The organism is Tamlana sedimenti (assembly GCF_038148895.1).
GTDB lineage: Bacteria > Bacteroidota > Bacteroidia > Flavobacteriales > Flavobacteriaceae > Tamlana.
The window spans coordinates 250,504-263,447 of record NZ_JBBVGQ010000002.1 but is presented as its reverse complement, the minus strand read 5'-3'; the positions used below and the strand labels follow the sequence as shown (position 1 = coordinate 263,447).

Genomic DNA, 12,944 nt, shown 5'->3' with positions numbered 1-12,944 from the left:
AATCTCGTTAATTCACAATTTTTAGCCGTTCAATATCAATGACTTTTATGTTTCGTCCATCGGCTTTTATAATGCCTTCTTTTTTAAAAATGGCCAATGTTCTTATTAAAGTTTCTGGTGCTATACCGGCAACACTTGCCAAATCATTACGGGATATTTTTATGGGGTCGTTTGGCTTTCTATTGATTTTTTCAGCAAACTTTAAAATGGTGGCCGCCGTTTTTTTGTTTACCGAGCTGTATGCCATTTGAACGAGTTCGTCCTTAACTTCAGATAAATTATCGGCCAAAAGTTCAAGCAAGGCAATGGCCACCTCATGGTTTTGATTGAGTACTTCCTTAAATTCTATGATTGAGATGCCAACCAATTTTGTATCCTCGATTGCCGTAGCAGTTTCTTTATGAGGTATATTTTGGGTAAAGGAGTTATACCCGAATAAATCATCTTCTTTGTATAAGGCCGTAGCGAGTTCTTTACCTAGTTCGTTAATCTGGTAGCACTTAACGGCACCTTTGGCTATTAGGTAAATATAATTTGAATGGTCGCCCTCCCGATAAACAATATCCTGGGCATTAAATGAGAACTCATGGCCATAGTCATCAAAAAAATTCTTTAAATCGTTGAGTGATTTCAGCTCACTTTCATTAGGTTGAATTGCTTGTTGCTTCTGACTTTTTTTCAATTCCTGTAAAATGGAAACTTTGGCCAAACGACTTTCAATGGCCGTAATCAGTTCGTCTTCTGAAAACGGTTTGGTTAAATAATCGTCCGCGCCCATATTCATGCCTTTTCTAACATCCTCATGTTCTGTTTTGGCAGACAAAAAGATAAAGGGTATAAATTTGGTATTCTGGTTTTTGGAAAGTATATCAAGTACGCCATAGCCATCCAGTTCTGGCATCATAATATCACACACAATAATATCGGGTAGGTGCTTTTTGGCCATATTCACCCCAACCCTGCCATTTGAAGCCGAAATAACCTTGTATTTAGATAGCTCCAAAAGCTCTGCAGTGTTTTCCCTTAGCACGGTATCATCTTCTATGAGTAGAACTGTTTTCATCGGTTCATATTTAGTTTGTCAGCTTTGTTCTTTGGCTACATTTGGAAATTTAATCGTAAATGTGCTGCCTTTATTTTCTTTACTTTTAAAGGAAATTGTTCCGCCCAAGTTTTCTAAATGGCTTTTTGCAATGTTTAGACCTATTCCTGTACCTTGGGTATTCATAACGTTTTCGGCCCTAAAATACCGTTCGAAAATACTTTTCTGGTCTTTCTCCGGAATACCAAAACCATTGTCCTTGACCTTTAGCGTTGTAATTTTTTTATCTTGTTTTATTTGTAAATCAATTACCGACCCTTCAGGCGAATATTTGATGGCGTTATGCAATAAATTTGAAAAAATCAATTGAATGATCTTCTCATCTTGGCAAAGTGATAAATCATCAATATTTTCAGGGTAATTAATCTGTTGCCCTTCCTTTAAAAGCATATTGGAATTGTAAACCACCTCGTTTACCACTTTGCTCAATTTAAAATTGTTAAACCTGTAATTCACCTTTCCTGTTTCCAACTTCTCAATGGATAGAAAGTCATTAAGTATATTGTTCAAGTAATGTACCTTATCCGTTATTGTTCTAATATGCTTGTCGCGGTTTTGTTGCTGTTCACTCAACGTGTACTTACCCAACAGTTGACTGGATGTTAAAATACCGCTCAAAGGGGTTTTAAATTCATGCGATACCAAAGACAAAAACTTTGTTTTAAGTTCATTAAGTTCCTTTTCCTTACTCAGTGCTTTTTTAAGCTGTTGCGTTCTTTCGGCTACTGTATTTTCAAGTTTTGTGGTATAGTTTTTTCGTTCAGTTATATCCAAAATAATGGCTATAAAAACACGTTTTTCGTTTAAGTTTGAAAGTTGCAAATGAACCTCAACGGGATATTGCGAACCATCTTTGCGTTGGTGAAGTCCTTCAAATTCCAGTTTCTCTACCTTTTTTTGCAACAAAAGATTTATGGTCTTTTTGAATTCTGCCTCACCGCCATTTACATTAATATCCAAAGGCGTCATGTCTTTCAGTTCCTCAAGGCTGTAACCTATATTTTTTTGGGCGCCGTAGTTTATATTGATGAACTTTAAGGTTTCTGCATCAAAAACATAGATTTCATTTAACGATTCATCAAAAATTGATGCCAAATGATGGCGCTCCTCCTCCATCTTCTTCTTGAGCGTCACATCATTTTGAATACCAATAAAATGGGTAACTGTACCTCTAGAATTTGTTATTGGAAAAATATACACATCATTCCAAAACATGGTTCCATCTTTCTTGTAGTTTCTCAAGGTGGCTTGGCAGCTTTTGCCATTTTTTATAGCTTCCCGTAAATATTTTAACGGAGGTTGGTCTCTGTCGTTTCCTTGCAAAAACCTACAATTATTATTAAGTATTTCTGCTTCGGAATACCCTGTAAGGTTTTGGAAGGCAGAATTAAAATAGATTATTGGGTTGTCTGGCCTTAATGCGTCAGTAATAATTATACCGTTATTGGCAGATTGTAAAGCTTGTGTACGCAACATCAAGTTTTTTTCAATTTCCTTCTTTTCAGAAATATCCTTGATTAAGGCCATTACATAGGTTTTGTCGTAAACCGAAAATGGATTTAACTCAATCTCTACATTAAAAATTGTGCCGTCTTTCTTTAAGGCAAAAATATCGGTTGCCCCGCCCATTTTCCTACGTTTTCCCCTTTGAATGAACTTTTCAAAATAAGAAGCATGGGCTTTATGGTAATTTGAGGGTATTAATAAATTAATGTGCTTATGTATAATTTCATCTTTGGCATAACCAAAAATAGTTTCAACCGCAGCATTCACCTCCATAATCTTTTGATGGCTATCCACAATAATAACAGCCTCAGATACGGTCTTTAAAAGAATATTGAATATCTCCTGGTCTTGCTTAAACATAACCACCCCAATTTGCAAAGCATAATAATTGAAGCGAAAAGTAATCATTATATCTATGGAATTGACTGATTTATGTCATGTACCAAAAGGCAAAAATTATGTAATTTTATAGATGAATTTTGTACAAAATGAAACCTATAAACAATCTTCCAAAGCATTTTTATCAAAATCTTGGAAAGCTTTTTTATGCCATTGCCGCTGCGGATAACATGGTGAACAAAACAGAGATAAGCGAACTGAAAAAGTTTGTGCACGAGCATTGGTTGGCGGTGGGTGAAGCTCATGGTTCAATAGAAAATTTAGTAAACCAAATAGAACTTATTTTTGATGAAGCCAACAGCAAAAAACTTAGCCCAGAAAGGTGTTTTTCTGATTTTGTTGCCTATAAAAAAGAGCACAAATCATTGTTTACCAACGACATCAAAAATCTCATTCTAAAAACCGCTAGTGCCATGGCTAATGCCTTTTCCAGTTTAAATAAATCGGAATTGATTATACTGGCCAAACTAGATTTAGAGCTAAAAAAATAGAAGAAATGAAAACAAACTTTAGTACCATTGTAAACGCCAATGAAGCTGTATTGATTGATTTTTATGCCGATTGGTGTGGTCCATGCAAAATGCTTGCTCCAATATTAAAAGATGTGAAACAAGAACTAGGCGATGCCATAAAAATCATAAAAATTGATGTGGACAAAAACCAAACTTTAGCTTCCAAATATCAAGTAAGAGGTGTGCCAACCATGCTACTCTTCAAGAACGGAAAACAGGTTTGGAGACAATCTGGCGTACTTCAAAAAAATGACATCGTAAATATTATAAAATCTAGCTAATGAGTATACATATTGAAGCCAAAAAAGGAGACATTGCAGAGTCCGTTTTATTGCCAGGTGACCCCATGAGGGCCAAATGGATTGCAGAAACTTTTTTGGACGACCACTTTTGCTACAACGATGTGCGTGGTATGTTGGGCTTTACGGGTTATTATCATGGCAAAAAGGTTTCGGTACAGGGCACCGGAATGGGAGTGCCCTCGGCTTTAATTTACTGCCATGAACTCATAAATGACTACGGTGTTAAAAACCTTATTCGTGTTGGCTCCACGGGTTCTTATCAAAAGCATATAAAGCTAAGGGATATCGTTATTGCCATGGCGGCATCATCAACTTCTGGCATCAATAATTCCAGGTTTATTAACGCCGATTATTCGCCAACCGCAGATTTTGAATTGTTTATGAATGCTGCGCTGTATGCAAAAAACAACAACATTCCCATTAAAGCTGGCAATGTTCTGACCGCCGACGAATTTTATGAAGATGATGTTAATGCTTATAAAAAATGGGCTGAATTTGGTGTACTAAGCGTTGAAATGGAAACGGCTGGACTGTACACCATTGCCGCTAAATTTAACGTCAAAGCCCTATCTATTTTAACGGTATCCGATTCGTTGGTAACCAAAAAAGCCATTACCGCAGAAGAACGGGAAAGTTCCTTTAATACCATGATAGAAATTGCGCTTAATACTTTTTAAGTTGCAAAAACAGCCCTAACTTCATAACAAATTTTGAATCATGAAATTATTTCAATTCACAATACTGCTCTTAATCCTAGCTTCCTGCTCAAAAAGTCAAGATAAAATCACTCCAGAAGAACGACATTTAACAGAATCGGTATATTCGTCGGTAACCATTCAGCCAGATAGCCTCTATCAAGTATATGCCATTGTTGCTGGAATTTTAGACGATAATTTGGTTGAAGAAGGAGACGTGGTAAAAAAGGATGACCCTTTAATTCAAATCATCAACAATACACCCAAGCTTAACGCCCAAAATGCCAAACTCACGTTACAATTGGCAAAAGAAAATTACACGGGCAGTTCGGCTATTTTAAGCAGTATTGAAGACGAAATTATTGCAGCAAAACTCAAATATACCAACGACTCTACAAACTACTTCAGACAAAAGAATCTTTGGGGCCAAAACATAGGATCTAAAATTGAGTTCGACACAAAAAAACTTAACTATCAATTGTCCTCAAACAACCTCAGTCTTCTTCAAAGTAAATACAACCGCACAAAACATGAATTGGAAACGGCGGTTAAACAGGCACAAAACAACTATGAAACAGCGTTAATAACTACAACGGATTTTACAGTTAAAAGTCAGATAAACGGCAAGGTTTACGCCCTGTATAAGGAGCCTGGGGAAATTGTGACCACTATGGAACCGTTGGCCTCCGTTGGCAGTGCGAATAACTTTGTAGTTGAAATGCTGGTTGATGAAGTTGATATTGTCCGCATTTCGAATGGTCAAAAGATTATTATTCATTTGGATGCCTACGATGGAAAAGTTTTTACCGGAAAAGTTTCCAAAATTTATCCAAAAAAAGACGAACGCAACCAAACCTTTAAAGTCGAAGCCGTTTTTGAAAATCCGCCCGACATTTTATATCCCGGACTTTCAGGTGAAGCCAACATCATTATTGCTGAAAAAACCAATGTATTGACCATCCCAAAAACCTATTTAATTGATGATAATAAAGTAAAAACCGACGACGGAATAATTAACGTTACCAAGGGATTACAAAACATGGAATATGTTGAAATTTTATCTGGAATAACAAAAGACACGCCCATTTACAAACCCACAGAATGACCAATTGGAAAGTCATATTGAGCATAGCCAAAACGCATTTGCTAACAAAAATTAAGCAAACGTCCACTGCTGCCTTGGGTGTGACTTTTGGCATTGGGGCTTACATTACTTTGGTTTGTTTCATGACCGGCCTCAACGCCATGCTCGATAATTTAATACTCAACCAAACGCCCCATATTCATGTTTACAATGAAATAGAGCCTTCTAAAAATCAACCTATTTCATTATACAACAGCGTTAAAGAAAGTTTTAATGTGGTGCATTCCGTCAAACCCAAATTAACACAGAAAAAAATCCATAATGCTTTGCCCATCATTAAGTATTTAGAAGATAAACCAGAAGTTCGTGGTGCCCTCCCACAAGTAAAAACACAAATTTTTTACATTGCTGGCTCTATTGAATTAGGTGGAAACTTAACGGGTATCAACCCCATTGATGAGGCCAGATTGTTCAATATGGGTGACTATATTGTTGAGGGCTCTGCCGACGCTTTACAAACCTCAGAAAATGGTATTTTATTAGGTATAGGCATTGCAAAAAAAATGTCGTTAAAAGTTGGCGACCGCGTACAAGTAAGCCCCATAAATGGTGGTATTTTTCCTTTAAGAATAGTCGGTCTTTATCAAAGTGGTATTGCAGATTTAGATGCAATCCAAAGTTTTACAAACATAAAAACGGTGCAACGCATTTTAGGAAAAGCAAATAATTACATCACAGACATTAACGTTAAATTATATGATATTGAACAGGCCGTTCCCCTATCAAAAAAAATTGAACAACAATTTGGTTTAACCGCTATTGACATAAAAACCGCAAATGCACAATTTGAAACAGGTACGTCCATTAGAAACCTCATTACCTATGCTGTTTCCATTACATTACTTATTGTCGCCGGGTTTGGTATTTATAATATTTTAAACATGCTTATTTATGAAAAGATGAATGACATTGCCATTCTAAAAGCAACGGGATTCTCAGGAAAAGATGTACAGCATATTTTTATGAGTCAGGCCATGATTATTGGTCTTGTAGGCGGTGTTTTAGGTCTAATTATTGGTTACGGATTGGCACGTCTAATTGATACCATTCCGTTTAAAACTGAAGCACTTCCAACGGTAGAAACCTTTCCTGTAAATATAAATCCGATGTTTTTTTTAATAGGCTTTTCGTTTGCCATGATTTCAACTTTTTTGGCTGGTTACCTTCCGTCGAAAAAAGCAAAAAAAATAGACCCAGTAAAAATCATTAGAGGCCAATAAAATGAGCACTGTTCTAGAAGCCAAACATATCAACAAATACTTCAAAAAACCGGTGTTGTTCCATGTTTTGAAAGACATCAATTTTCAAGTAAAAAAAGGTGAATTTGCCTCAATCATGGGGAAATCTGGCTGCGGAAAGTCCACGCTCTTGTACATTCTTTCAACTATGGACACCGATTATGAAGGGGAACTCTTTTTGAACAATAAACTCATTTCCGGTCAAGACAAAGACCACCTTTCATACATTAGGAATAAACATATTGGCTTTGTTTTTCAGTTTCATTATTTGTTGGCCGATTTTTCGGTTTTGGAAAACGTTATGCTCCCAGCTAAAAAACTTGCTGAAAAATCAGCTCAAGAAATTGAACATGATGCCTATGAGAAACTAAAGATGCTGAACATTGAGCATTTGGCAAAAAAACGTGCTTCAAGGGTTTCTGGTGGCGAAAAGCAACGCATTGCCATTGCTCGTGCATTAATCAATAATCCTTCCATTATTATGGGTGACGAGCCCACAGGCAATTTGGACAGTTCAAACTCCAAAAACGTTTTTAACATATTTAAACGGTTATGTGATGAGCAAGGCCTATCACTTTTAATTGTTACCCATGACGAAGATTTTGCCAAAAAAACCGACCGTATTATTGAAATGGAAGATGGCAAAATATTGGTTTAGCGGCGCTAATGATTTATGTCATTTTTTTTATCTTAAAAGGATAGTAACTTTCTGCTAAAATTAACGCAAAATGGCTTTTATAGATTATTACAAAATATTAGGCGTTCCAAAAAACGCCTCAGAGAGTGATATAAAAAAGGCTTACAGAAAACTGGCCCGAAAGTACCACCCAGACTTAAATCCGAATGACAGTGTTGCCGAAAAAAAATTTAAGGAAATCAACGAAGCAAACGAAGTTTTAAGCGACCCAGAAAATCGAAAAAAATACGATCAGTATGGGGAACATTGGAAACATGCTGAAGAGTACGAAAAAGCAAAACAGCAGCAATCGCAACACCAAAGAAGCTATCAGGGAAGTTCTGGTGGCTATTCGGCTGAAGATTTTTCAGATTTTTTTGAAAACATGTTTGGCGGTGCATCGGCAGGCGCTAGTGGTAGACAGGTAAAATTTAGGGGGCAGGATTTTAATGCCGAGTTACAACTGGATTTAAAAGATGTTTTCACCACGCACAAGCGCACGCTAACCGTTAACAACAAGAACATAAGAATTACCATTCCAGCCGGAGTTGAAAACGGGCAAATCATTAAAATTAAAGGGCATGGCGGAAAAGGCATAAATGGTGGCCCAAATGGCGATTTATATATACAATTCTCTATAGTAAACCACTCCAAATTCAAAAGAGATAAAGCCGACCTTTATACTACAGTTGATTTAGACATCTATAAAGCCATGTTGGGTGGCGAACTTACAGTAGACACATTTGATGGGCAGGTAAAACTAAACATAAAACCAGAAACACAAAATGGCGCAACAGTCAAGCTAAAAGGAAAAGGATTTCCTGTTTACAAAAAAGAAGGGCAGTTTGGCGATTTGTTTATAACCTACCAACTAAAAATCCCAACCAATCTCTCCAATACGGAGAAAGATTTAATAAAACAATTACAAACACAGCGTAGATAATGGAAAATAGAGATTTAATACCGGTAAAATTAATTTGCAAGCATTATAAAATTCCTTCTTCGTTTATCAATACGCTTGAGGAATTTCAACTCATAGAACTGACTATTGAAAAAGATGATTTTTTTATCCATAGAACCCAGTTAAAAGAGGTTGAAAAAATGGCTCGATTGCATTATGACCTTGAAATTAATATGGAAGGAATCGATGCTATATATAACTTGTTGGAACAAGTTGAAAACTTAAAACAAGAAATTAGGACCTTGAATAACAGGTTGCGGCTATACGAAGATTCTTAAACAACTAAAATGGAACGCCTAAACCAATGGATTGCTGAAAACCCTAACCTATACAGTATCTTCAAATTTATACTGCTAGCTACTTTTGTTCTTGCCATAATTCAACTTTTTAGAAGGTTTTTAAGAAAACAAGTATCAGATGCATCTGTTCGCTACAAATCCCAAAAAGGGATTGAAATTTTTGGTTATGTCATTTTAATCCTTCTATCTTTCTCCTATTTCACAGGTAATATTAAAGATTTTACGCTCGCAATCGGCCTTTTTAGTGCAGGCATTGCTTTTACACTTCAAGAACTTATTTTAAGCATAGCGGGGTCGCTTTACATTTTCATAGTAAAGGTTTATAAGCCAGGCGACAGAATTGAAATTAATGGCATTAAAGGCGATGTTATTGACGTAGACAGTATTTACACCACCATGATGGAAATTGGGCAATGGGTGAGCAGTGATAATTACAGCGGTCGTATTGTAAAACTAAGCAATGCCTTTGTGTTTAAAGGGCCTATTTATAACTACTCCCAGGATTTTCCGTTTATATGGGACGAATTTAATCTTCCCATTCGGTATGGTTCGGACATAGAATTGGCAAAATCCATTATCATTGAAACAGCAAAGGAAATCCTCTCTCAATTTACCGCCAATTCAAAAACCCAATGGAAAGCCGTGGTGAACAAATACTATATTGAAGATGCCATTCTAGACCCTACTTTGGCCATTTCACTAACGGATAATTGGATTCAATTTAACTTAAGATATATTGTTGACTATAAAAAAAGACGATTTACGAAGCATACCTTACATGAGAAAATCAACCAAGAAATAAAAAAAACAAATGGTAAAGTGATACTTGCATCAACAACTTTAGAGATTATTAAAATGCCAGAATCAAAAATTAATATTGATAATTCTTGATTTAAAACGTAACATGGGTTACATATAAACAACGTTTTAATTGACCAATATCATTGTAGGAAGGTATCTATAAAATTATTTTTAGTCTATTAATATTTAATACCTAATACGATGAAAAAAATAATTTTATTAGCAGCATTTGTAGCTTTTGGTTCTACAACATTAAACGCTCAAGACAGATTGCAGGACAGAGACCAAGATAGAATTATGTTGGTTAATGGAGATGTATTGCAAATTAGAGACCGCGATCAAATTAAACTCAAAGACAAGATTGCATTAAATGATGGCACAGTAGTTTATCCTGATGGTACCTACCAAACCAAAGATCAAGCAAGATTACATTTAAGGGATGGAGAATGTTTAGATAATGATGGTATTCTTTATAGAAATGAATACCAATATCGCTACAAAATCCAACAAGAAAATAATGGTTTGGCAGAAGCCCAAATTCAACAAAGAAATCAAAATAGATTTCAAGTTATGGTAATTGATGGTGAAGCCTATCAAATTAAAAATCAGTTTCAAAATCAAATTCGTGAGCAAGTTAAACTTAACAACGGAACCGTTGTAAACCCAGACGGAAGCTACCAAACCAAAGACCGTGTACAAATGCGCTTAAAAGATGGCGAATGCTTAAACATGAATGGGGAAATGTTTAAAAATACCCTACAACATAGAAAAATGACCATTAACAAACCTATGATGAAAAACAAGATTCAAAAAAAGTCAATAATTAAAAAGCAAACCCAGAAAAAAGGTGCCGTATAATCTATAAAAAAAGGGGTTTTATTTAAAAATAGAATCCCTTTTTTAAATTTTTAAAACAATCACCATGAAATTGTCAAAGCTTTATTTCATTGTTTTTTTAGCAATGGCCATGATCAGTAATACATTTACAGGTCAGGAAAACGCAAATGATGAAATTCAAAAAAAGCAAACGGATTCATCATATTTTTCATTGAGTTTGGGTTACATAAGCGATGCCGTTTTTTTAGGAAGAAAAGACTCCATAAGTGCTCCGTATTTATATCCTTCTATTAGCTATTATCATAAAAGTGGATTTTACACCACAGGTTCATTTTCTTATCTTACAAAAAAAGAGGACAGTAGAATTGATTTACTTTTAGTTACACTAGGATATAATTTCACTATTGAAAAATTTGAAGCAGACCTAAATGCCACAAAGTACTTTTTTAATGAAGATAGCTATAATGTGATCTCACAAGCTGAAGTAGACCTTACAGCAAATTTAAGTTATGATTTTAATTTTTTAAACTTAGGCACAAATGCAACTGTTTTTTTCAACAAGGATAGCAGTTCCGACTTATTCATATCTTCTGAAATAAGCCATGATTTTATCACGAAAAGTAAAAAATTTCAAATTTCCCCGACATTGGGCATTCATTTTGGCTCTCAAAATTTCTATGAAGAGTATTATGTAAACAAACGGTTTGGCAGTGGCGGACAAGCACAAGGCTTAGGGCAAGGAAATGGCGGAAGCACCCAAACCACAACCACCTCAGTCGTTTTAAATGAAAGTGAAAAATTTGGTTTAATGGTCATAGAGTTTAGTTTGCCCATTTGGTATGTAAACAAACCTTTCGCCTTTGGACTATACCCCTTTTTTGTAATACCAAAAACACCAGCGACTTTAACCACTGAAACGGATGTTTATAGTGAAGATTTAGAAAATACTTTCTATTTTTTGATTGGCATAAGTTATAGTTTCTAATTATTTTTGGTATACTAACACAACAGGGAAACCTAAAAAACATGTAAACCATGTTAACCTTTAAAAACTTTAATATTGCCGATTGGTTTTCATTTTATCGTATAGCTGCTTCGCCCGTATTGCTGGTTTTACTCTGGTTGGATTTACGTTTGGCATTTTCTTGGTTTTTATTGATTAGCTATTTAACTGACGCCGTGGATGGCTATTTAGCCAGAAAGTTAAAAATAACCAGCCCTAGAGGTTCGCAACTCGATTCCTTTGGCGACCAAATTACCTTAATTGTTGGCTTATTGGGTTTATTTTACTTTGAAACCGATTTTATTAAAGCAAATCTAACTCTGATCATTATTGCATTTGTCCCTTACATTGTTCAAATGCTAATCGCCTATTTTAAATACGGCAAAGCAACAGCATTTCATACCTATTTGGCGAAACTTTCGGCCGTGTTGCAGAGCCTATTCATTTTATGGTCACTATTTTTCAACCCAGAATACATCTTGTTTTATATTATGATTGGCATTGGCATTTTAGAGACCATAGAAGAAATCAGTCTTATTTTTATGTATGACAATTGGGCTTCTGATGTAAAAGGTATTTATTGGGCCTTAAGAGATAAACGACGTTTAAAAAAAAGGCGATAAAAACTCTTTGACTGATTAATATCATATAATAAAATCTCAGGTTATAATAAATTTACTCTGCAAGAATCAAACTGTTGAAGTAAACTAAAATCAAGAACACTCTTTTTAAAACCATATAACCTAAAAATCATGATTACCAAAATAAACAAAGAAGCGTGTTTAAAAATATTGGCCGATAATTATATTGGCCACTTGGCTTACGTTTACAAAAACTCCCCTTTTGTGGTTCCAATCACCTATTATTTCAATAGCAAAAACAAATCACTTATTGGATATACAGGTGAAGGCCATAAAACAACTGCACTCAAGGAAAATAATGCTGTGGCCCTTGAAGTAGAGGATATTGAATCTATTGACAATTGGAGCACTGTTTTAGTACAAGGTACTTATGAAGAGTTGGAAGGACCTGACGCAAAATTCCAACTACATAAATTCACAAATGGTGTAAAAGAAATCATTGCGAAAAAAGAACACAAAGAATATCAATTCATCCCACAATTTTCTGACAAAACACACCCCGAAGCCCCGCCCATAGTTTACCGCATAAATATTGAGGAAATAACGGGGAAAACCAGAAGATATTCTTAGGAGAAACATTATAAAAACAAAAACACCGTTAAATAAATTCAACGGTGTTTTTTTATCTTTTTATTTGTCGGGGTGGCAGGATTCGAACCTGCGACCTCCTGCTCCCAAAGCAGGCGCGATAACCGGGCTACGCTACACCCCGATATGGCTATTGCAAAAATTGCGGAGAGACTGGGACTCGAACCCAGGCAGCACTTACGCGCTGACAGATTAGCAATCTGCTCCGTTACCACTCCGGCACCTCTCCTATTATATAAT

Annotated in this window: 15 protein-coding genes and 2 tRNA genes; 13 read left to right on the top strand and 4 right to left on the bottom strand. The window is 35.6% G+C overall.

Going from position 1 to position 12,944, the window contains the following annotated elements:
• Positions 1-7 precede the first annotated feature (7 nt).
• On the bottom strand, positions 8-1,063 hold the full coding sequence (locus tag WJN01_RS07245; protein ID WP_445196483.1) for a response regulator: 1,056 nt from the start codon (positions 1,061-1,063) through the stop codon (positions 8-10).
• Between the two features lie 18 nt (positions 1,064-1,081).
• Positions 1,082-2,968, bottom strand: a complete 1,887-nt coding sequence (locus WJN01_RS07240; protein WP_445196482.1) for a sensor histidine kinase — start codon at positions 2,966-2,968, stop codon at positions 1,082-1,084.
• A 128-nt stretch (positions 2,969-3,096) separates the two neighbouring features.
• On the opposite strand from WJN01_RS07240, the gene WJN01_RS07235 reads away from it, so the two are divergent.
• The 13 genes from WJN01_RS07235 (at position 3,097) to WJN01_RS07175 (ending at position 12,686) form a co-directional block, all read left to right on the top strand.
• A complete protein-coding gene (locus WJN01_RS07235; protein WP_445196481.1) occupies positions 3,097-3,498 on the top strand; it encodes a hypothetical protein in 402 nt (133 codons plus the stop codon).
• A gap of 5 nt (positions 3,499-3,503) precedes the next feature.
• The gene (trxA, locus tag WJN01_RS07230) at positions 3,504-3,800 is read left to right on the top strand and encodes a thioredoxin (protein ID WP_370479428.1); all 297 of its coding nucleotides are present in this window, start codon (positions 3,504-3,506) and stop codon (positions 3,798-3,800) included.
• The gene (gene deoD / locus WJN01_RS07225; RefSeq protein WP_445196480.1) at positions 3,800-4,498 is read left to right on the top strand and encodes a purine-nucleoside phosphorylase; all 699 of its coding nucleotides are present in this window, start codon (positions 3,800-3,802) and stop codon (positions 4,496-4,498) included. The genes trxA and deoD overlap by 1 nt, the downstream gene beginning before the upstream one ends.
• A gap of 40 nt (positions 4,499-4,538) precedes the next feature.
• Positions 4,539-5,621 carry an efflux RND transporter periplasmic adaptor subunit gene (locus WJN01_RS07220; RefSeq protein WP_445196479.1) on the top strand — a complete coding sequence of 361 codons (1,083 nt, stop codon included), beginning with the start codon at positions 4,539-4,541 and terminating at the stop codon, positions 5,619-5,621.
• Positions 5,618-6,880 (top strand): ABC transporter permease, encoded by a 1,263-nt coding sequence (locus WJN01_RS07215; protein ID WP_445196478.1) that lies wholly within the window; start codon positions 5,618-5,620, stop codon positions 6,878-6,880. Before WJN01_RS07220 ends, WJN01_RS07215 begins: the two co-directional genes overlap by 4 nt.
• A gap of 1 nt (position 6,881) precedes the next feature.
• Positions 6,882-7,556 carry an ABC transporter ATP-binding protein gene (locus WJN01_RS07210; RefSeq protein ID WP_445196477.1) on the top strand — a complete coding sequence of 225 codons (675 nt, stop codon included), beginning with the start codon at positions 6,882-6,884 and terminating at the stop codon, positions 7,554-7,556.
• Between the two features lie 70 nt (positions 7,557-7,626).
• Positions 7,627-8,517 (top strand): DnaJ C-terminal domain-containing protein, encoded by an 891-nt coding sequence (locus WJN01_RS07205; protein ID WP_445196476.1) that lies wholly within the window; start codon positions 7,627-7,629, stop codon positions 8,515-8,517.
• Entirely contained in the window at positions 8,517-8,813 is a 297-nt protein-coding gene (locus WJN01_RS07200) for a chaperone modulator CbpM (RefSeq protein WP_445196475.1), read from the top strand. Before WJN01_RS07205 ends, WJN01_RS07200 begins: the two co-directional genes overlap by 1 nt.
• 9 nt (positions 8,814-8,822) lie before the next feature.
• On the top strand, positions 8,823-9,725 hold the full coding sequence (locus tag WJN01_RS07195; protein ID WP_445196474.1) for a mechanosensitive ion channel family protein: 903 nt from the start codon (positions 8,823-8,825) through the stop codon (positions 9,723-9,725).
• 111 nt (positions 9,726-9,836) lie between these two features.
• Positions 9,837-10,493 carry a DUF6799 domain-containing protein gene (locus WJN01_RS07190; protein ID WP_445196473.1) on the top strand — a complete coding sequence of 219 codons (657 nt, stop codon included), beginning with the start codon at positions 9,837-9,839 and terminating at the stop codon, positions 10,491-10,493.
• 64 nt (positions 10,494-10,557) lie between these two features.
• Positions 10,558-11,457 (top strand): hypothetical protein, encoded by a 900-nt coding sequence (locus tag WJN01_RS07185; protein WP_445196472.1) that lies wholly within the window; start codon positions 10,558-10,560, stop codon positions 11,455-11,457.
• 50 nt (positions 11,458-11,507) lie between these two features.
• The gene (locus WJN01_RS07180) at positions 11,508-12,098 is read left to right on the top strand and encodes a CDP-alcohol phosphatidyltransferase family protein (protein WP_445196471.1); all 591 of its coding nucleotides are present in this window, start codon (positions 11,508-11,510) and stop codon (positions 12,096-12,098) included.
• 129 nt (positions 12,099-12,227) lie between these two features.
• Positions 12,228-12,686: a pyridoxamine 5'-phosphate oxidase family protein gene (locus tag WJN01_RS07175; protein ID WP_445196470.1), complete on the top strand. Its 459-nt coding sequence runs from the start codon at positions 12,228-12,230 to the stop codon at positions 12,684-12,686.
• A 67-nt stretch (positions 12,687-12,753) separates the two neighbouring features.
• On the opposite strand, the gene WJN01_RS07170 is transcribed toward WJN01_RS07175, so the two are convergent.
• Both WJN01_RS07170 and WJN01_RS07165 read right to left on the bottom strand, forming a co-directional pair.
• Positions 12,754-12,828 (bottom strand) — tRNA-Pro (locus WJN01_RS07170).
• 21 nt (positions 12,829-12,849) lie between these two features.
• Positions 12,850-12,933, bottom strand: a tRNA-Ser gene (locus tag WJN01_RS07165).
• Between the last annotated feature and the right edge of the window lie 11 nt (positions 12,934-12,944).